Annotated in this window: 24 protein-coding genes; 7 read left to right on the forward strand and 17 right to left on the reverse strand. The window is 49.7% G+C overall.

Annotation, left to right across the window (positions count from 1 at the left end; all coding sequences use genetic code 11):
- Positions 1-108 precede the first annotated feature (108 nt).
- The 6 genes from PHY84_RS10760 to PHY84_RS10785 all read left to right on the forward strand — a co-directional run bounded on the left by PHY84_RS10760 (position 109) and on the right by PHY84_RS10785 (position 5,788).
- On the forward strand, positions 109-1,170 hold the full coding sequence (locus tag PHY84_RS10760; protein ID WP_299859685.1) for a phage portal protein: 1,062 nt from the start codon (positions 109-111) through the stop codon (positions 1,168-1,170).
- The gene (locus PHY84_RS10765) at positions 1,171-2,772 is read left to right on the forward strand and encodes a terminase family protein (RefSeq protein WP_299859687.1); all 1,602 of its coding nucleotides are present in this window, start codon (positions 1,171-1,173) and stop codon (positions 2,770-2,772) included.
- A gap of 44 nt (positions 2,773-2,816) precedes the next feature.
- Complete coding sequence (locus tag PHY84_RS10770) at positions 2,817-3,086, forward strand: hypothetical protein (RefSeq protein ID WP_299859689.1); 270 nt, start codon at positions 2,817-2,819, stop codon at positions 3,084-3,086.
- Positions 3,083-4,900 carry a hypothetical protein gene (locus tag PHY84_RS10775; RefSeq protein WP_299859690.1) on the forward strand — a complete coding sequence of 606 codons (1,818 nt, stop codon included), beginning with the start codon at positions 3,083-3,085 and terminating at the stop codon, positions 4,898-4,900. The genes PHY84_RS10770 and PHY84_RS10775 overlap by 4 nt, the downstream gene beginning before the upstream one ends.
- A gap of 10 nt (positions 4,901-4,910) precedes the next feature.
- Positions 4,911-5,480, forward strand: a complete 570-nt coding sequence (locus tag PHY84_RS10780) for a DUF4376 domain-containing protein (RefSeq protein WP_299859693.1) — start codon at positions 4,911-4,913, stop codon at positions 5,478-5,480.
- A gap of 131 nt (positions 5,481-5,611) precedes the next feature.
- Positions 5,612-5,788, forward strand: a complete 177-nt coding sequence (locus tag PHY84_RS10785) for a hypothetical protein (protein WP_299859722.1) — start codon at positions 5,612-5,614, stop codon at positions 5,786-5,788.
- Between the two features lie 49 nt (positions 5,789-5,837).
- Here the strand turns inward: PHY84_RS10785 and PHY84_RS10790 are convergent, their stop codons facing one another.
- The 16 genes from PHY84_RS10790 to PHY84_RS10865 form a co-directional block, all read right to left on the reverse strand.
- Positions 5,838-6,263 carry a hypothetical protein gene (locus tag PHY84_RS10790; protein ID WP_299859694.1) on the reverse strand — a complete coding sequence of 142 codons (426 nt, stop codon included), beginning with the start codon at positions 6,261-6,263 and terminating at the stop codon, positions 5,838-5,840.
- A complete protein-coding gene (locus PHY84_RS10795) occupies positions 6,256-6,585 on the reverse strand; it encodes a hypothetical protein (RefSeq protein ID WP_299859695.1) in 330 nt (109 codons plus the stop codon). Before PHY84_RS10795 ends, PHY84_RS10790 begins: the two co-directional genes overlap by 8 nt.
- Positions 6,572-7,807, reverse strand: a complete 1,236-nt coding sequence (locus tag PHY84_RS10800; protein ID WP_299859697.1) for a hypothetical protein — start codon at positions 7,805-7,807, stop codon at positions 6,572-6,574. The genes PHY84_RS10795 and PHY84_RS10800 overlap by 14 nt, the downstream gene beginning before the upstream one ends.
- A gap of 164 nt (positions 7,808-7,971) precedes the next feature.
- Positions 7,972-8,391 (reverse strand): regulatory protein GemA, encoded by a 420-nt coding sequence (locus PHY84_RS10805; RefSeq protein ID WP_299859699.1) that lies wholly within the window; start codon positions 8,389-8,391, stop codon positions 7,972-7,974.
- Positions 8,388-9,329 carry an AAA family ATPase gene (locus tag PHY84_RS10810; RefSeq protein WP_299859701.1) on the reverse strand — a complete coding sequence of 314 codons (942 nt, stop codon included), beginning with the start codon at positions 9,327-9,329 and terminating at the stop codon, positions 8,388-8,390. Before PHY84_RS10810 ends, PHY84_RS10805 begins: the two co-directional genes overlap by 4 nt.
- Positions 9,330-9,333: 4 nt before the next feature.
- Positions 9,334-9,789: a hypothetical protein gene (locus tag PHY84_RS10815; RefSeq protein ID WP_299859703.1), complete on the reverse strand. Its 456-nt coding sequence runs from the start codon at positions 9,787-9,789 to the stop codon at positions 9,334-9,336.
- A gap of 72 nt (positions 9,790-9,861) precedes the next feature.
- Positions 9,862-10,299 (reverse strand): M15 family metallopeptidase, encoded by a 438-nt coding sequence (locus PHY84_RS10820; RefSeq protein WP_299859705.1) that lies wholly within the window; start codon positions 10,297-10,299, stop codon positions 9,862-9,864.
- A gap of 10 nt (positions 10,300-10,309) precedes the next feature.
- Complete coding sequence (locus PHY84_RS10825) at positions 10,310-10,921, reverse strand: DUF3164 family protein (RefSeq protein ID WP_299859707.1); 612 nt, start codon at positions 10,919-10,921, stop codon at positions 10,310-10,312.
- Positions 10,918-11,553, reverse strand: a complete 636-nt coding sequence (locus PHY84_RS10830) for a hypothetical protein (protein ID WP_299859709.1) — start codon at positions 11,551-11,553, stop codon at positions 10,918-10,920. Before PHY84_RS10830 ends, PHY84_RS10825 begins: the two co-directional genes overlap by 4 nt.
- The gene (locus PHY84_RS10835; RefSeq protein WP_299859710.1) at positions 11,550-11,723 is read right to left on the reverse strand and encodes a hypothetical protein; all 174 of its coding nucleotides are present in this window, start codon (positions 11,721-11,723) and stop codon (positions 11,550-11,552) included. Before PHY84_RS10835 ends, PHY84_RS10830 begins: the two co-directional genes overlap by 4 nt.
- Position 11,724: 1 nt before the next feature.
- Positions 11,725-11,919: a hypothetical protein gene (locus PHY84_RS10840; RefSeq protein ID WP_299859711.1), complete on the reverse strand. Its 195-nt coding sequence runs from the start codon at positions 11,917-11,919 to the stop codon at positions 11,725-11,727.
- A gap of 13 nt (positions 11,920-11,932) precedes the next feature.
- Complete coding sequence (locus PHY84_RS10845) at positions 11,933-12,142, reverse strand: hypothetical protein (RefSeq protein ID WP_299859712.1); 210 nt, start codon at positions 12,140-12,142, stop codon at positions 11,933-11,935.
- 93 nt (positions 12,143-12,235) lie between these two features.
- Positions 12,236-12,484 (reverse strand): hypothetical protein, encoded by a 249-nt coding sequence (locus tag PHY84_RS10850; RefSeq protein ID WP_299859714.1) that lies wholly within the window; start codon positions 12,482-12,484, stop codon positions 12,236-12,238.
- Positions 12,485-12,773: 289 nt separating this feature from the next.
- Positions 12,774-13,514, reverse strand: a complete 741-nt coding sequence (locus tag PHY84_RS10855) for an ATP-binding protein (protein WP_299859715.1) — start codon at positions 13,512-13,514, stop codon at positions 12,774-12,776.
- Between the two features lie 78 nt (positions 13,515-13,592).
- Positions 13,593-15,605 (reverse strand): DDE-type integrase/transposase/recombinase, encoded by a 2,013-nt coding sequence (locus PHY84_RS10860; RefSeq protein ID WP_299859716.1) that lies wholly within the window; start codon positions 15,603-15,605, stop codon positions 13,593-13,595.
- Positions 15,602-15,835: a hypothetical protein gene (locus PHY84_RS10865; RefSeq protein WP_299859717.1), complete on the reverse strand. Its 234-nt coding sequence runs from the start codon at positions 15,833-15,835 to the stop codon at positions 15,602-15,604. The genes PHY84_RS10860 and PHY84_RS10865 overlap by 4 nt, the downstream gene beginning before the upstream one ends.
- 95 nt (positions 15,836-15,930) lie before the next feature.
- Here PHY84_RS10865 and PHY84_RS10870 point away from each other — a divergent pair, with 95 nt between their 5' ends.
- Positions 15,931-16,122 carry a hypothetical protein gene (locus tag PHY84_RS10870; protein WP_299859719.1) on the forward strand — a complete coding sequence of 64 codons (192 nt, stop codon included), beginning with the start codon at positions 15,931-15,933 and terminating at the stop codon, positions 16,120-16,122.
- Here PHY84_RS10870 and PHY84_RS10875 read toward each other — a convergent pair.
- Positions 16,119-16,415 carry a hypothetical protein gene (locus tag PHY84_RS10875; protein WP_299859721.1) on the reverse strand — a complete coding sequence of 99 codons (297 nt, stop codon included), beginning with the start codon at positions 16,413-16,415 and terminating at the stop codon, positions 16,119-16,121. The genes PHY84_RS10870 and PHY84_RS10875 overlap by 4 nt on opposite strands.
- Positions 16,416-16,581 lie beyond the last annotated feature (166 nt).

Raw genomic sequence — 16,581 nt, forward strand, 5'->3', positions numbered from 1 at the left:
CTGAAAATATGGATATCCATGCAATGATGCGTCCCTCAATATCTACAGCGGCATATGGATTGTTTTGCACATTTTTATGGTCTATTATGTCGTCAAAAAGAGGTCTTCATGCATGGTAAAAAGCTGGTTGTAAAAAGTTCAACCGAAAGCAGACAGCGTCCACTTGGTGAGGATTCGTTAAATCTTAACGGACGGATCGTAGAACCGTATCTAAACTATGATGTATTGCGCGCACTTTATGCATACAACACCTACCATAAACGTTCCATCAAGCTCAAAGCCCTGCTGCTCTCGCAGATAGAAAAAACAAATATGGACAAGTTTCTTCCATTCGGTATGACACCGAAGCGGTTCCTCTATAAGTTCATGCTCAATGCAGAGACATACGGTTCTGCCTTTTTTGAGAGAGCAGGTACACAAAGCAACTTCTGCCTCTATCATCTCAATAGCTATACTGCAAGGGTGGACAGGGAACATCATATCTACCAGCGAAGCAGTACTGAGCATGTCTCGCTTGAAGGCGGCCACTTCATGTATGACACGATCCTCTCAGACTTTTACGGTGAGCCTGACTATATCGAAGCGATCAACCAAATCGTCACCCTTTACAAAGCGGACCGGTACAACACGAAGTTCTTCGATAACGGAGGAAAGCCGGATCTTGCTATTATCTTCGAAGACAGCGATCCAAGTGATGAGCAGCTTGAAGCCATCACAGAATACATGAGGACCAACTTCAAAGGTTATGACAATGCCCATAAAACACTTATCCTGACCACCGGGCAGGGCAACGGTGAAAACAAACCGGCTATCCGCATCGAAGAGATAGGCAAAGTAGAAGATATGAGCTTTGAGAAGCTTAAAAAAGTAGGACGCGACGAGATCATCGCCGCGCATGGCGTACCCCCAAGGCTCGTCGGTGTGGTAGACCCAAATGCGCTTGGAGGTGGAGGTGAGCTTGTCAGCCAGCTGCATATGTTCAACCAGACCTCAATCCAGCCGAAAATGGAGCTGGTGGAGGAGTTCTTTGCAGAGCATGGCATCGAGCTGGAGCTTAGACCGTTTGATGCGACTGCATTCAAGGATGACGCAGATCTTGTAAGTGGGCTGGTTCAAACGGGTATCCTTACCCCTGCAGAAGCCAAAAACGTCCTTGGGTGGGGTAAATAGATGGCCATCAAAAAAGAGCTCAAGACTCGCATCCTTGCACTGGTTGACGCAGGTATACCAGTCGATGAAGTAGCCGTAGAAGAAGGAGTAAACAGGGGCACCATCTACTCGTGGATACGAAAGAGAAAGGAGAAAGGCGATGATCCTGAAGAGACGATCAAAAGCATCAAGAAGCAGCTTTCCTTGCTTGCCAAGCGCAAACAGACAGAAGCGGTCTCGCGCAAGATCGCCATGCTCACCGCCTCACTTTCACGCCTTGAGCGTTCTGAAGAAAAGCGTACCAAGAGCATCAATCTCACACTAAACAAACCGGTCATCGCCGACATCACCGACCACGAGGAGGCCGGTGAGCTTTTGCGACGCGCACTGAATGGTGATTTCGGAGAGCTGTACCTATATCAGCACGGGTTCCTCTCATGCCAAGATCAGTTCAGACTGGTGATCAAGTCACGGCAGATCGGATTCTCTTATGTCGCCGCGCTTGACGCTCTCATCGCGGCGGTGGCAGGCCGCAACCAGCTCTTCCTTTCCGCATCAGAAGAGCAGGCGTTGATCTTGATGCGCTATGTGGAGCATTGGGCGGGGAAAATGGGCATATTCTTCATTGTGGATAAGGAGAATGAAAAACGTCTCGCCAACGGCGCGATTATTAAGGCCATGGCAAACAACTTCCGTACCGTCCAGGGGTTCACGGGTGATATCTGGATGGACGAGTTTGCCTGGTACCAGAACCCTAAGAAGATTTGGCATGCATTTGTTCCTTCGATTGGTGCGGTCAAAGGGAGGTTTACCATCCTCTCTACGCCGTTTGAGGAAAATTCACTCTTCCACGACCTGTGCGTGGACGAGGCCAAATATTTCATGTTCACCCGCTTCCGCATCGATATCTACCGCGCGATGAAAGACGGATTGGAGTTTGACCTTGAGACAATGCGTGCGCTCTTTGATGCCGACACATGGGCAAGCGCGTACGAGTGCCAGTTTATCGACGATGAGAGCGCCCTCTTCTCTATCGGGCTTATCAAGAGCTGCGTCGATCCGATGCTGCACTATTACACCCCAAGCCCGGACGAAGTACTCTTTGGAGGGTACGACATCGGACGAAGCGCGCACCGCTCCGCCCTTGCCGCGCTTGCACTGCATGATAAACGCTATGAGCTTGCCGTGATGGATGTCCTTGCAAAAGCATCATTTGATGAACAGCGTATGCACCTGTGGTCGTTTATGGACAGCAAGCCGCTCTCCCAGCTTCGCATTGACAGAACCGGTCTCGGGATGGACTTGGCGGAAGGGATGGTAAAGAAGTACCGCCAACGTGTTATGGGAGTGCATTTCACCGCAACGCAGAAGGAGAGCATGGCGCTCAACCTTAAAAAGCTATTTGAAGATGGCACGATCACGATACCAAACGACCCGATGCTGATTGCTGATATCCATTCCATAAAGCGTAAAGCAGGAGCACGCGGATTCCTGTATGACTCTAAACAAAATGAGCATGGACACGCAGATAGGTTCTGGGCAGCAGCATTGGCGGCAAGCCATATTGAAGCCATAGAGCGAAAACGGAGCAAGAGGGGAAGAGGCGTTGTGATCAGGAATTAGTATCAAGTACGCATGTCAGAGAAAATAAAAAAAAAGGAGTAAAAATGCAATTGGTTACGCTAAACAACAATGAAAAAGACATCATCATCGGTCCGTGGGAGATCGTGCAATTTGTCGTCAACGATGGCGAAGTGATCATGCTGCAAAATCTGCACAGAACCCATGACGTACTCTTCTCGTACACAAACGATCTCTCAAGAGAGTGGTTCGTGCTGTCCGAACTTGAGTTTCTGAGGACGGACAGGACGGTTTTTTTGAGTGGCGATTCTCCTGCCGCTGAGATCAAACTTGCTACAGACAGGGGGAATTTATGAAAGTGATAGACATCACAAACCAGGCCGCAGGCGGCGGTACAGCTTCTTTCCCGGACCAGACAGGCAATAGCGGAAAAGTGCTTGTTACGAATGGTGCAGAGGTGTTTTGGGAAGATAGATACACAAACGAACAGATAGACACGATTATCGAACAAAACGGCTTCGGGCAGATCAGTATGGACATTATGGTTAACAAGCCGTCCATCACCTATCCGCTTACAGGTGCTACAAACTTTGCTGGAGAGTTGACATCTTCGTCGTACGGTACTGTCACGGGATTTAACGGCGTTCACACTCATACACAATGGCAGGTTTCAGATACGGTAGACTTCTCAAATATTGTTGATGATAGCTATACAGGCAATCTTACAACTTGGCAGCCTGACTATAAGTTAACTGATACTTTGCTCTATGCAAGAGTGCGCTATAAATCATACAACTTTGTAAGCGAATGGAGTGATGCGGTAAGCTTTACAACGCCAACAGCATTTTCTCAAACTCCAATTGTAACAGTTAGAGGTGCAGATACCCCATCCATATTACCGTATATAGAAACATCGGAGTTTGTAAGCTATAACGGAACAGATACACACGTTTCTACTTCATGGAGGGTAAAAGAGAGCGGAACGGTTATCTGGGAAGATTTGGAAAATACTACCAAAAAATACACAATAAGAATACCCGTCGGTGTATTGCAACCAAACAAAACCTATACATTTGAAGCGAGACATAACAGTGAAACTTATGCGGACAGTGCATGGGGTTCTTTGACCTTAACCACACCTCTGGAGTTTGATACGACGCCGATGCTGGTTGTTGGGTCAAACAGCTCACCCTATCTGCATATTTACAATCAAGACGTAGATACATTTACGAAGTTGCCAACCATATCGAACGCCCCAACAGAAGAACCAGTTTTTGTTAGATTTAGCCCAAATGATGATTATCTATATGTTTATGTCTATGGAGGGACGGTATATGTTTACGAAAGAGCAGGAAATGCGTTCAATTTGGTTCAAGCTTTCAGCCCTTCAGTAGGTTCAGGCAGAAGCGTAGCCGCAAATATGACAAAGGCAGGCGATCTGTTTTTAGCATGCGGAGCCAATTCTCCTTATGTAAAAATATACACGATAGGCGGTGATGGAAAGTTAACTCAAATTACATCGCCATTTGACGTGGCTCCTACAGTGAGAACTACTTACGGTTCCTTCTCACCGGATGGGAATTATCTAGTGCTTCTTCATGGCGTGTCTCCGTGGTTTTCGTGGTATAAAAGAAACGGGGACACATGGGTAAAACTTGCTAACCCTGATGTAATGCCGACAAATATTACAAGTGATTATGGACAAAACATAGCATGGTCTCCAGATAGTTTACACGTCTCTATAAGTAACATCACTCAAAAATTGATTAATTATCGAAGAGTGGAAGACACATTGACTAAGATTACTAACCCAAACCCTCTGCCAAGTGTAACCCTTGGTTCCTTGGTATATTCAGCTGATGGGCAACATTTGTTTGCGCTCGACACATCGGCAGTTATATACACATATAGCGTAAATGACTCACAATATGTGAAAATAAGTAATCTATTTAATCTTGCTTCTGGTTATGTGCCTATCTGGTTCAGCCCTAACGGTGAGTACATGGCACATCCTACGAAAAATGTATCTCCTTATATTGGGGTAAAAAAGCAAAATATTGATGGAACTTATACTGATGTTCCTGCATTACCAGCAGCGTCATACTGTATAGGCAACAACAACCATACAGATAGTGTCTGTTTTAGTAACACCGGCTATCCACAAGAATAAGGAGTAAACAATGTACGCATATAAAGAAAACAATCGATGGGTTTATCCCGTTGGGTTACGAAGCAGATTTAAAGGTGTTGGCGGATTTCATACACTAACTGATGCACAAAGAGCACAGCATGGTTGGTATCCGCTAAATATTGTGAATGGTGAATATGATGAGCAGACACAAAACAGATTTTTTGTATCCGAAGAGTTTGAGAATGACGTTTTGGTTGTAACTTACAGAGTTGAGAAAAAAGATATTGAAACTCAAAAAATTGAGGCCAAAGAAGCCTTAAAAAAACTAAGACAGCAAAAGCAGCTTGAACCTATGGACATCTTCGGATTTACGGAGGTATTTAGCCCTGAGACGATTGCTTTGTTTACGGGTAAAGCATTAAAAGCTTCCCTAGACAGCACGATAACGTGTCAGTGGAAAACGCCAAGCGGGTTTGTAACTTTAACAGCAGAGCAGATCATTGCAATTGCAAAAGAAGTCGATAATAAGATACAGGCACTATTTGACAAAGAAGCAGAATTGTCTGCTTTGATAGATGCATCAGAGAGTCCATATTCCATTTTGGAATTATGGATATAAAACACGAAAGGAAAAAAACTGCATGACAATAACACTTCAAGAAAAGGAGGCTAATATGACCCGCGAAGATATACTTGCGCAGTTTGCTGATGAACGCAGACGATGTATAGTGTACACGCGGGTTATGTAGCTTGGGCTACCATAGACCCGTAGAGAGTTTCAACATCGGGAAAAAAGGCGAACATCAAGAGAGACAGTTTTTTAGCGAGAAGCAAAACAAAGAAAGAAAAATATGTTTTATTTTACGCCCCGTATTTATGGGGCTTTGCGAGGAGCAAAACAACGAAACAAGCAAAACGTGTGTTTAGGTTAAAGCCTCCTTGAACACTACCCCGTGACCGGTTGTAAGCTCTTCTCTTATTCTACTTTAATATTCCTAAGCCCGTCCGTGACGCTCTTAAACATCTCTTCGCCCATCCTGTCGCCAAACCCGCCCAAAAGCCTTTCCAGCCTGCCCGAACGTACCAGACTTTCCAGTGCGTCATCTAAGTACGGGTTGGCTTTGGTTCCCGGATGCTGCACTTTTTTGAAGATCCCGTAAGGGGTCTTAAGCGCCTTTTTTTTCTTCGGCCTGATCGTGTGCGGCTTTGTGCCATAGTAGACGTATATCGCATAATCTATCAGGCTGGTGTTTCCCACGCTGATCTCCGTGAGTTTGGTCTGAGGAAACACCGTGATGTCGCCTCGTAGCCGTCCGCTGATAACGGGGGCTTCGTTGGTTGCTTCCGTGCGGAGCATTTCGGCGCCTTGCCGTAAAAACTGTGCGATAGCTTCCTCATACATCGTATTTTGCCCCCTCGTTCGCTGCGACCAGCAGCGCGTCATAGAGCGTGCCGTCGAACTCATAGAGTTTTTCTTGATGGTACTTCCATACCTCTATATGCGCTTCTTCTTCGAAAAGCGGGTCATCTTTGAGGCTCTCGGCAAGGTATTTCGCATGGCAAGTTTGAAAACCCGCTTCGAGCAACTTCCCATCTTTGTCCACTTTGCTAAATGCGATATAGCCATATCTCTCTTCTTTTTCTTCAGGATCAAGAACGCCGGCTTCTTTGCCCTCTGTCCTCAGCACCACCATACGACCCAAATATAGTTTAAACTCTCTCATCTTCTTCTCCTTTTTTTACTTCCGAATGCGTTTCTATCGTGCCAATGTCGGCATTTTGTTTAAAATAGTCTTTCTTCCTTTGATCAAAAACAGTCACCACTTCGCCCTCTTCAAAGACGTAAAAAAGCTTTTTGTCTGAACTGTAGCCTACAGTACGGTTTGAAAACTCTCTGTGAAATGCCATCTTTTCCAAACTGTTAAGCCCTGCGATGATATCCTTTTTCGGCACATTGTGCGGGTTTCCTCCATGCTCGAACGTTTTGTCCGTCACCACATATTCGCGTTGAAAATTCTTATCCACATGGCTAAACACTACCTCTTTGTTTCCCTTGTACTTCTCCCCCGGAAGTAGCGAACCGTTCACATTCTTACCGTCAATTTCCGCATTTTGTCTAAAATATGCTACCACAATAGTCCTGCATCTGAAATGATATGGAGGCAGCGCCACATCCGAGGGAAGTTTACCGAAGATCGGGGCAGACTGCCACCTTGAGGCGGCTTTCTTCTCTTCTATCGATTCGGCTGCCGTGATCGCGTCTGCCTGTGACTTCACGGCTGCTATCGGGATGATGCGCCCGTGCATGCTGCGGCACACCGCGGAGGTCTTCTTGTCTATGACTGCCACGACTTTTACCTCTTCTACCCCCGCTTTTTCAAACTGGTACGCCCTCGTGACGCTCTGGCTTTGTCGTATCACATGGTCGCTCACACCCTGAAAGTACCGCGCGCTCTCGTCGATGACCCCCTCGAACTCATTCCTCAGCGTCTCTCCAAGCTCATTGAGTTTGATATCACCCTTCATCGCCTCACCAATGATCTCTTTGAGCCTGTCCTGTGTATTCGCCGCGCCGTCTTCCTTCATCCACACCAAAGCCCGCTGCATTGACTCGAGCACCTGCGCATCGGTCTTGTCAAACACAAACGCCGCCCCGACTTCCGCGGCGGCGGCAGCGGCGGCCTTTTCGTGCAGGGCCTCCAGTGCGGCGGTGTCCAGCGTGTAGCCAAGCGCGCCTATCTTTGCCTCCACGATGCGAAGCAGCGTCTCTTTGTCTATGTTCTCCACATTTTGCGTCACATACACCAGCAGGTCTGAGACGAACTTCTCCGTTTCTTTTTTATTTTGTGCTTTGACGTCTCTGAGATAAGAGGCGATAGCCTCTTCTATCTCATCGGCTTTCGTCTTTTTGGACTTGAGCAAGCTCACCAGCAATGTACTCTTCATACTCTTCCTTCTCCTTTTGTGTAAATAGCGTAAAACTCGGCCGCTCCGTCGTCGTAAACGAAAACCCGCACCTGCTGCAAAAGCGCAGACGCCTCACTACGCCGCCGATCTTCTCGGTTTTTGGCACTATCGTTTTTTCATTCGCGCATTTTGGGCACATCATCCTATCGCTCCTTGAGTGTGTTTTTCAACGCCACGATCACCATGGTGGCATCTGCTTTGGAGAGCTTGTCTACATGCAGGTAGGTGTTCCCCGTGATGCGTTTTACAAACGCCCGTAAAGCCTTATCGCTCACATCCTGAGCGTAAGCGCTCCATAGCCCAAATATCAGGCTGATCTGCGCCTCTGTAACCTCCTTGGAACGGTCTTTGATGATCGGCAGGCCAGGGATGTCGTAGTTGAAGTATTTCACCAGGGCCAGAAGCTGCGGGATGTTTAGCGCTTTGGAGCTTCTCTCCCCAAAATGCTTCTCAAGAAGCGCTCTGTACTCCTCTTCCTCTTCTTTGTAGTACCCTTGGTATCTCTGCGATATGTGCAGCTGTTTGATCAGCTCTTTTTTATAGGCCTTTTGTTTGTGTGTCATGCTTTTTCCTCCAAAAGATGGTAGATGTGGTTGTTGCGGCTTTTTTCCTCTACGTTCCAGTACTTGCCCGTCAGCTCCCGCACAAGCCTTTTCCCGTTTCGGTCGGAGGGCACGCTGTATCCCATGCCGAGGATCATCTTCGACATACTCAGCCCCTCGGGCGCATTTTTCAGTGCGGCGATGCCCGCTTCGACAGCCTGCTTGTCCTCTTTGCTCATTCCCGAACTCACAGGGTCATACTCGCTCAGTTCCAGCGTTTGGGTGTCGACGCTCCATTTGCAGTCCTTGACAAGCCCCCTTGCATGCGTCACGGTCAGCTGATAGTTGATAATGCCATTAAGCTCCCCTGTCTGCTTCATGCTGTAGACATTGTCCGGCGTATTGATGAACGCCTGGCTGCCCGATATCCTTCTTTCATTCTTCGTGGCGTGGTGCAGGATGATGACCGTCCCGCCGGCATCGCGTATCCGTACACAATGCTTCATGAACTCCGCGGCTTGCGTTTTTGACTCCGTATCCACAAAATCCTTAGTCGTATCAAGGAAAAAAGCCACCCCCGCATATGCCTCCCGTATCGCCGCCGCTGCGATTTGAGAGAGCTGCTCAAGCGGGTCGCACCCTATGGTCCCCCTCGTGAGGTAGTGGATCTTCTGATGCACGATCAGCAGCTCGTCTACTTTCCTCTCTTTGAGTGTCGAGACCGAGTTGTCCATATCCAGATAGTAGATCTCGTCGATGTCCTCATCTGAAGCTATCTTTTTTGCCATGCCGTAGGCAAGCCACGTTTTCCCCTGCTTCGGCGGTGAGTAGATCAGCGTTACCGACCGTGAAAAAACAAAGCCGTCGATGTAGGCGACCTTGTCGTCTATCTCAAAATCTTTCTTTGTGAGCACCTTGCCCTGCGCCCAAACAAACTTTAACCCTTTTTCCTCTTTCATTTTCCTATCCCCCTTGATTGTTCGCCTTGATCTGTGCCCTGATGCGTTCAAAGCGCCTTTTGATGCCCTCGTCCTCAGCAAAGATCTCAAAATCCCCCGTTGCTCTGTCCGCAGTGCTTTCTTTTTTTTCTGTTGCCGGCGCTGGCTTTGGCTTAAGCGCGGCCCTAACCCTCCTGAACGTGATAGACTGTTTGAGGTTTTCTTCTTTGTATATCTCCCTCATCTTCCCGAGTATCTGTGCTTTTTGCATCCCAAATTCGCTTACGATGCCCGGATGCGTCAGATAGAGCACAAGTTCGTCTCCCATTAGAGAACCGTGCGAAAAAAACGGCTGCATCCTCTCCCCAAGCGCGGCGCTGAGCTTGCGTATTGCGTCGTGTTCTTTAAACTTCCGGCTTCCAAGCGCGCTGCAGCCAAGGCTTTTATCGTGCTCTTCGCACACTTTGTCGGCGATTGCCATTTTCCACTCTCCCTTCTTGTAAACTCAATAAAGCCCGCCTTGACGGGCTCTATAAATTTACGTTTTCCCTACTCACACCGTCGCCGTACCGATGAATCCGCGCGCATCATAAAGCTTTCTCATGTCCGCCCCGCTGACGGGGTCGTGCGTGATCTGCCAGTGCGGCAGGTCCCACCCCCACTTGTCATATCCCCACTCGATGGGCAGATTGTGCCGCTTGATGACGCTCTGCATCGCCTCGGCGATTGCCGTGTAGTATTTCTCTTCCCAGCTTGGCTTGCCGTCCACGTACGCCACAAGGTCCACTGCCAGTCCGTAGAGGTGGTACGAGTTGTTCGTTTTGCTGACCCCCCTTGCGACCAGTTTCTCCTGCTCTTTTTGCGTTCGAAGGCCGTCAAGTACCATAAAATCCTGCTTGGATATTTTGATCGCCTCCATTACGGCAAATGCCAGATACGGATGCACGCCCACAAGCTCTCTGAGCGATTGTTTTCCCAAAAAAAACGACATGTTTTCCCCTTTATACCGATGCAAAATCAAGCGAGATGTTTTCCCACTTCTCGTCCACGCTTTTTCGTTTCATAAAGCGTATGTAGCTCTTGCTTCCCACGATCTCGACCGCCTCGTCGATGATCTCCATTGCCTCTTTCCATTTTGGGTGCGAGATTTTGTACCCCTTGAGGCTCAGGATCATTTTAGCATTCACGTTCCCCTGCTTGTCCACGTCAAAGACCTTCGTGATCAGCGTCTGGATGTCCGCTCCGGCATCGGCCGTGATCTCTTTGAGGTATTCGTCGATCTTCTCTTTGGCCAGCAGCAGCTTCTCATCAAAATCAATGTGCTGCTGTACGGCGATCTGCACTTTCATCAGCCCGTCATAGCTCTCTATGGAGAGGTTCCCTTTGGGGGAGTTTCGCATCGGGTCAAGCCCGTATTTTTCGCGCATCATGCCCATATAGTCGCCGATCTCGTCGGTGACGTATTTTTTAAAGTGCATCATGATATTCACGCCTTTTTCAGCGCGTCCGATGATCTTCTGCACCAGCTCCGTCTTTAGCTTCTCCTCGTGCGGCACCAGGTCCGGGTGTACCTGATCGCCTCTTTTATTTATCCACATTTTTACTTCGCTCATGCCGGCCTCCTTTCAAAACTGTCCAAGCTTTCATACACCGCAAGCTTCCCCAGCCTGTACGCGATATCCGCCGCCTCTTTGATGTCGTCCTTTGAAAATGCGCCGCCGCTTTGGGCTATTATAAGAAGGATTGCGCATTCATGCGCTTCGCTGCTTTTTTCTTCTCTCTCCGTATCCGTGCGGCCGGCCTGCTTCTCTTCCGTGCCGCTGCACGGTTCTTCCTTGATGCCGTACGAAACAAAATCCGCTTCCTCCTGTGTCGGGTTTTCTTTACCTTTTGCCGATTTAACGCTTTTTCGCGTCACACCGTCCGTTGCGTCGTCCATGACCGCATATTCAAGCTTCCCCTCATCAACCAGCGCTTGTGTGTGCGTCTCATCCACACCAAGCTCCGCCGCCGCGTCCGCAAAAGAGAGGCGCTCTTTGGGGCGCCCTCGTTTTTTTTCCGTCTGCCTTCCGCCGTTTTTCAGCCCCGAAAGATTATACACCGACTGCTTTGTCACCTGCGTCCTGCCGTATTTCGTCTTACTCTCCAGTTTTTTGCCTTTGATCAGCCGCTCCACCTCTTCTACCGTGCATCCCAGCCGCTGTGCGGCTGAGATCAGCGAGATCCATTCGTTGTTTTGGCTCATTTTTCCTCCTTTGATTTAAAGTGATGCTCTTTGTGCTGTTCGACCACCCCCGCATCATAGGCCGTCACATATTCCGTTTTGTCCATCTCTTCGGCGAACGCCTCAAGACACGCGTTGTCATTGGTATCAACGAGATGAAACTCCCCGTTTTTCCAGCCTTTTACTATCATGTTATCTCCTTTTCTTTTTTGCCGCATGCGGGCAGTGCTGCTGCATGCTCATTGTATATTCGCCGTTTTTGAGTGTCGTGATGCGCGCGCCTGCATTGATCTCCTCTTTGGAAAGGCCGAACTTGTAGCATCCGTTGTATGTCTTTGCTCTGTATCCGCACTCCTCGCACCCCATTATCTCCCATAAATTTCCCATTTTTCCTCCCGTCTCAAAGGTCGCCGCGCTTGACGTAGTAGCTGCACTTGGGCGTATCCGCCCGGACTTGCCCGAATTTGGTTTTGATCTGGCATCTGCCGTCAAGCGGCTGCCACTCGTCCAAAAGGCGCGCCCACAGATACAAACTGCACCCGCCGCACATGCCGCACTCCACGCCCATCGCCATCATCTCTTCAAAATCCGGGTTTTGCTCTTTTGTCATCTTTTTCCTTTCTACACTTTGTGGCCGTCATCGATGATGATATACGGCCTTCCGGCACAGTACCCGATATAGAGGTACTGAGGGCCGCTCCGCCTAAACAGCCGTCTTTTGATCCGCTTGAACATCGCCCGCCTCCTCTTGTATTGCTCTGCATGCCGCGTCAAACGCGTTTTGGCTCAGCCCGCTGCGCGCCATAAGCTCCTCTTGCGTGATCGCCTCTTTGTTATTTGCCAGTATCTGCCGTATCCTCCCCTTGGCATATTCCAGCGGGTCGACGGGGCATATAAGCCCCTCGGCATTGACCGTGATGGGCAGGTCTATATGCGTGTCTTTGACCCGCATCGCCCTTTCGTTCCTATCAAACAGCCGCTTTTGTTTATCCACCCATACCGGACACAGGATCCCCGTGTTTTTCACGAGCGTATACACCCTTGACGCAAAGGCCTTTGGCGATTTCTTGCTTCGCATCTCCTGCCTCTGCTTAACGTATCCGGCGCGCTCAAGCTGTCCGAAAAACCCCCGCAGGCTCTCTTCGCTCATACTGCTTAAAACCAACAGCTCTTCGATCACGCACAATCGGTTGCGCCGCAGGTACTCCCACACAAACTGCCGTTCGCTTTTTCTTCTTGCTTTACACTTTATCATGCCGTTTTGCCTCTATTTTTGCTTGTCTGTACAGCGCAAGGTCGATCTCATGCACGTCGTTGGCGTCGCACCATAGCTCGGTGAGTTTCAGGATGTTTTTGACCGCCCTAACGCTTCTGTATTTGCCGACCAGGTACGCCCTGAGGTCTTGCTTGGTTTTGACGGGGCGAAACCCGTCTTTATCCTCGATGCCGCACAAGTCGATGAACTTCTCCAGGTCATCCCCGCGCGTCGCGCCGAAGCTCTTTTTCACCACGATGCGGTCATAGAGATACTTGTAGCGCTGAAGCTTCGCTTCGACCTGATCCATCCCCACAAACAGCACCGGGATGTGCGCAAGGTCGTGGATGTCGCGTATATTCTCCAGTATCCCGATCCGATCAGCCCTGATGGCGCGGTCTATCTCGTCCACGATCAGCGGGCGCGGCTCATAGATCAGCGTCGCGATGATGCGTTTGACCACGTCTTGCTGTTTGCCGTCTTTGCTGACCCCGCACGCTTCGGCGATGTCTTTGATGATCGTCGAAGGCGTCGAAGATTCCATGATCGTTACAAACAGCGCGTCAAATTCCTTTGCCAGACGCTCCAGCGCGGTGGTCTTCCCAAGCCCAGGGTTGCCGTATCCTAGCCCGATGCGCTCCGGGTTGCCTTCCATATCGATCAGCGTTGACAGCAGTTCGTACATTTTTGTATAATTCTCCGTCTTCACAAATTCTCGTTTACTCAAGGTGTATCCTTTTTTTTATTTTTTAAGTCTCGGCCTAAGACTTGATCGGGAGATGAAGACATCCCCCTGTCAAACCTTTTACCCCGCTTTTGTTTTTTCCCACTCTTCCAGCGCCATCGCCCACAATCCGGGGTTTTTGTCCGCAAGCCGTTTGGTGTTCTCATCCACCGTGCCGTTTTCCAGATCAAAAGCGAAACGCTCCGACACCGAGCCAAATATCGGACGACCGTTGATCAGCGCCGTCTCTTTTGCATGATCTTGCAGCGCTTCCTGCTCCGCATCGCCATAACCGCTCTCTTCGGCCAAAGAAGCCCGCACCCCAGATACCGCTTCGCTCTTGAACTCCAGCGCCGCTTCTATGATGTCGTTTTGACGTATCCCGGCCTCATCGATAAGGGAGAGGTATCTTTCCGGCTTTTCGCGCCTGATCTCAACCAGCTGCGCGATCAGCCGTTTGGCTTTCGCGTCAAAGAAGCGCGATGCCATATACTCCGCGCGGCTCTTTCCGACAAGCTCCGCGTTCTCTGCCTTGCAGATGAACTTCATCTCCAGATCGTACACGTACAGATACCCCAGATCGTCATCGCTCAGCGCCCACACGCTCTGCCCCACACGCAAAGAGAGCGCATCGTGCCAATACGATAATTTCTTCCACACGATCCCCTTTTTGGATATCTTTTTCTTTTCGCTCAGTCCCGTCAACACGTCCAGCACCCGCTCATCGCTGATCCTTCGCACCGGCATCGCGCATTCGTCCCACCGCGCAAGCGGGGTTTCTTTGATGCCGCGGTGCTGTCGGTTTTCGTAGCGGTTTATCCATTTGTCGATATACCCCTCAAGCTGCTCTCGGCTCAGCGTCGTAGGGAGGTACGCATCCGCCGCCTTTTGCGCCGCGGCAAGCTTCTTCGCCGCCGCGTGCCCTTGCCGTATCAGCGCGTTTGCACGCTCTCTTGCTTTGATCTTCTCTTCATAGGTTTCCCTGTTTTGCAGGCCTTCTCTCTCCGCGACGCTGTGCCCGATGTATCCGGGAAGCTCCTCGAACAGATCCCTTGTGAGCGTCCCGAAAAACCGTTCGATGTGCGGCTTCTGCCAGCCGCTGTAGGGCATCGTAAACTGCTGTTCTATCTTCAGCCTTGAGCAGGTGTACTCAAATGTCCGGCTCTTGTACTCCTTCCCATTATCCAACTTCACCGCCTCAGGCACGCCAAGCTTCGTGATCCCCTTCTTGAACACCCTGCCGAGTGCGGAAGCGTTGGCAGTAGGGGTCACCACCACCACCGCGCGGCGGCTGTACACGTCGATCGCCGCGGAGAGCTGGTAGCGTATCCCGTCCTCGCACATCACATCCACCGGTGTGCCGTCCATTTCCCACAGCGCATTGTTGTACGCCGCCGCCTCTGAAGCGTTCCCGGGAGCGGGACGAAGCTTGTTATTTGCTTGCGCAGGGTTGTCCGCCAGCGTCGCGATGAGGACGTTTTCGGCTTTGTAGCGGGCGATCATCCTGCTGATCGTCGCGTAGCTGGGCGTATCACCCCCGAAAGACTCTTGCATATATGTATGCAGTTTCGTCTTCCGGATGGAAGGGTTCTCCAAAAAGAGCCGTTCCATAAGCGCGTACATCTCTTCGCTGTAGCTTCGGTTGTTGCTGCTTTTGCCGCGAGTATCCAGCAGATGGTCAAGCGCCGTCAGCCCCTCATCCTCGCACCGCTTCACCGTCTCCAGCCACCTAAACAGCTTGGACTTGGTGGGCGCGATTTGGCGGTACTTGTAGGCTACTCGGGCAAGAAACTTTTTCCACCCCTCTTTTTCCGGGCGGTTTCGGTAGTCCCGTACAAGCTTTTCCTTCAGCAGGGCCTCTTCCTGCTTCTCTCCGCTTGCCAGCCGCCACGCCGCCGCAAGGCCGTTGTCACTTGTGTCGATCACTTCGGCGAACACCTCCTCATAAGCATAATGCCCCCGCACCGTCTCAAACCTAAAATGCCTCTCGCCGATCTTGATATGCCCGGTGCCGGCTTCTGCTGCTTTTAGCGTCCTGTCTTGTATTGTTCTTGGCGGGATGTTCAGTATCGTCCCCAGTTCGCTGCTGTTCATGTGCTTGCCTCCCACGGCAGCGCCCCGATCCACACGCCGTCTTCTTTCAGTCTCACATACGCCTTTCGGGTGTTGCCCTTCGCGGTTTTTCTCTTGCCCGTAGTCTGCGCGTCTCCGCTGAGGATGAGGCTCAGCGTCGGCTGGCACAGCCCGTGCGCCCTGGCGTACTTCACCACCGAAAACCCCTTCGCGTCAAACCGCGCTTTGAGCGTCATATTTTTTAGTTTCACAACTGCCTCCTATGTTGGTGTGGTATCCACACTGAAGTCTCCTTGATGTATGATAAGGGGGGAAGAAAAACTCAAACATAAAAGGAGACGTCACTATGGATGATAAACAGGTAAAATCACTGCTTGTAGAAACATTGCAGGAAAACATCAGGCTAAAACAACAGGTATGGGAACTCTCCGACAAGATAACGCCGCGAGACAACACCACAAAAGCCATGAACGAAATACAGCGTGAAGAAGAGATAAAAGAAGTCCAAGACATCCTTGGAGATCTTTTGGGCATTTAGCACATGCCCCCCACCGTGGGGACAAACACGCGAAAAAGCTTTTTTAACTCCTTATCGTTATACCCGTCAATGATAGCCTTTACCATAAACAAAGCCCTGTAGCATTTTTTATTTTCGTTCCTCCATTCCGCGGGAAGTGTCGCTATCTGATCTTTTTCATTGAATATATCAAGATCATAATGCGCCTTGCAATACTGCTGCATATCCACAAGAGCCCAAAAGTTTTTGTCAAATCGCTTCAGCCCCTGGCACTCTATAAATCTCTCTTTTAAATTTCTAAACCATTGCAGCATTTATTCTCCTTATGTAACAACAGTAAAACAAAATACGCCGTTTTCTGTTTCGCTCCAAATGCCGTATTTATGGGCATCACAAAGGAGCAAAACAAGTAAAACGCGTAAAACAGCAAATCCACACAGAAGCCCACGAAACCAAAAAATAAAGGATATGGATTTAAGA

Source organism: Sulfurimonas sp. (assembly GCF_028694605.1).
Taxonomy (GTDB): Bacteria; Campylobacterota; Campylobacteria; order Campylobacterales; family Sulfurimonadaceae; genus Sulfurimonas.

Coding starts and splice junctions, on each gene's coding strand:
- PHY84_RS10845 (WP_299859712.1), bottom strand. CDS start 12,142: ATGACAAAAGAGCAAAACCCGGATTTTGAAGAGATGATGGCGATGGGC.
- PHY84_RS10830 (WP_299859709.1), bottom strand. CDS start 11,553: ATGAGCCAAAACAACGAATGGATCTCGCTGATCTCAGCCGCACAGCGG.
- PHY84_RS10760 (WP_299859685.1), top strand. CDS start 109: ATGCATGGTAAAAAGCTGGTTGTAAAAAGTTCAACCGAAAGCAGACAG.
- PHY84_RS10790 (WP_299859694.1), bottom strand. CDS start 6,263: ATGTATGAGGAAGCTATCGCACAGTTTTTACGGCAAGGCGCCGAAATG.
- PHY84_RS10780 (WP_299859693.1), top strand. CDS start 4,911: ATGTACGCATATAAAGAAAACAATCGATGGGTTTATCCCGTTGGGTTA.
- PHY84_RS10765 (WP_299859687.1), top strand. CDS start 1,171: ATGGCCATCAAAAAAGAGCTCAAGACTCGCATCCTTGCACTGGTTGAC.
- PHY84_RS10800 (WP_299859697.1), bottom strand. CDS start 7,807: ATGAAGAGTACATTGCTGGTGAGCTTGCTCAAGTCCAAAAAGACGAAA.
- PHY84_RS10770 (WP_299859689.1), top strand. CDS start 2,817: ATGCAATTGGTTACGCTAAACAACAATGAAAAAGACATCATCATCGGT.
- PHY84_RS10805 (WP_299859699.1), bottom strand. CDS start 8,391: ATGACACACAAACAAAAGGCCTATAAAAAAGAGCTGATCAAACAGCTG.
- PHY84_RS10820 (WP_299859705.1), bottom strand. CDS start 10,299: ATGTCGTTTTTTTTGGGAAAACAATCGCTCAGAGAGCTTGTGGGCGTG.
- PHY84_RS10860 (WP_299859716.1), bottom strand. CDS start 15,605: ATGAACAGCAGCGAACTGGGGACGATACTGAACATCCCGCCAAGAACA.
- PHY84_RS10795 (WP_299859695.1), bottom strand. CDS start 6,585: ATGAGAGAGTTTAAACTATATTTGGGTCGTATGGTGGTGCTGAGGACA.
- PHY84_RS10815 (WP_299859703.1), bottom strand. CDS start 9,789: ATGGCAATCGCCGACAAAGTGTGCGAAGAGCACGATAAAAGCCTTGGC.
- PHY84_RS10810 (WP_299859701.1), bottom strand. CDS start 9,329: ATGAAAGAGGAAAAAGGGTTAAAGTTTGTTTGGGCGCAGGGCAAGGTG.
- PHY84_RS10870 (WP_299859719.1), top strand. CDS start 15,931: ATGGATGATAAACAGGTAAAATCACTGCTTGTAGAAACATTGCAGGAA.
- PHY84_RS10825 (WP_299859707.1), bottom strand. CDS start 10,921: ATGAGCGAAGTAAAAATGTGGATAAATAAAAGAGGCGATCAGGTACAC.
- PHY84_RS10835 (WP_299859710.1), bottom strand. CDS start 11,723: ATGATAGTAAAAGGCTGGAAAAACGGGGAGTTTCATCTCGTTGATACC.
- PHY84_RS10875 (WP_299859721.1), bottom strand. CDS start 16,415: ATGCTGCAATGGTTTAGAAATTTAAAAGAGAGATTTATAGAGTGCCAG.
- PHY84_RS10775 (WP_299859690.1), top strand. CDS start 3,083: ATGAAAGTGATAGACATCACAAACCAGGCCGCAGGCGGCGGTACAGCT.
- PHY84_RS10840 (WP_299859711.1), bottom strand. CDS start 11,919: ATGGGAAATTTATGGGAGATAATGGGGTGCGAGGAGTGCGGATACAGA.
- PHY84_RS10850 (WP_299859714.1), bottom strand. CDS start 12,484: ATGCGGGTCAAAGACACGCATATAGACCTGCCCATCACGGTCAATGCC.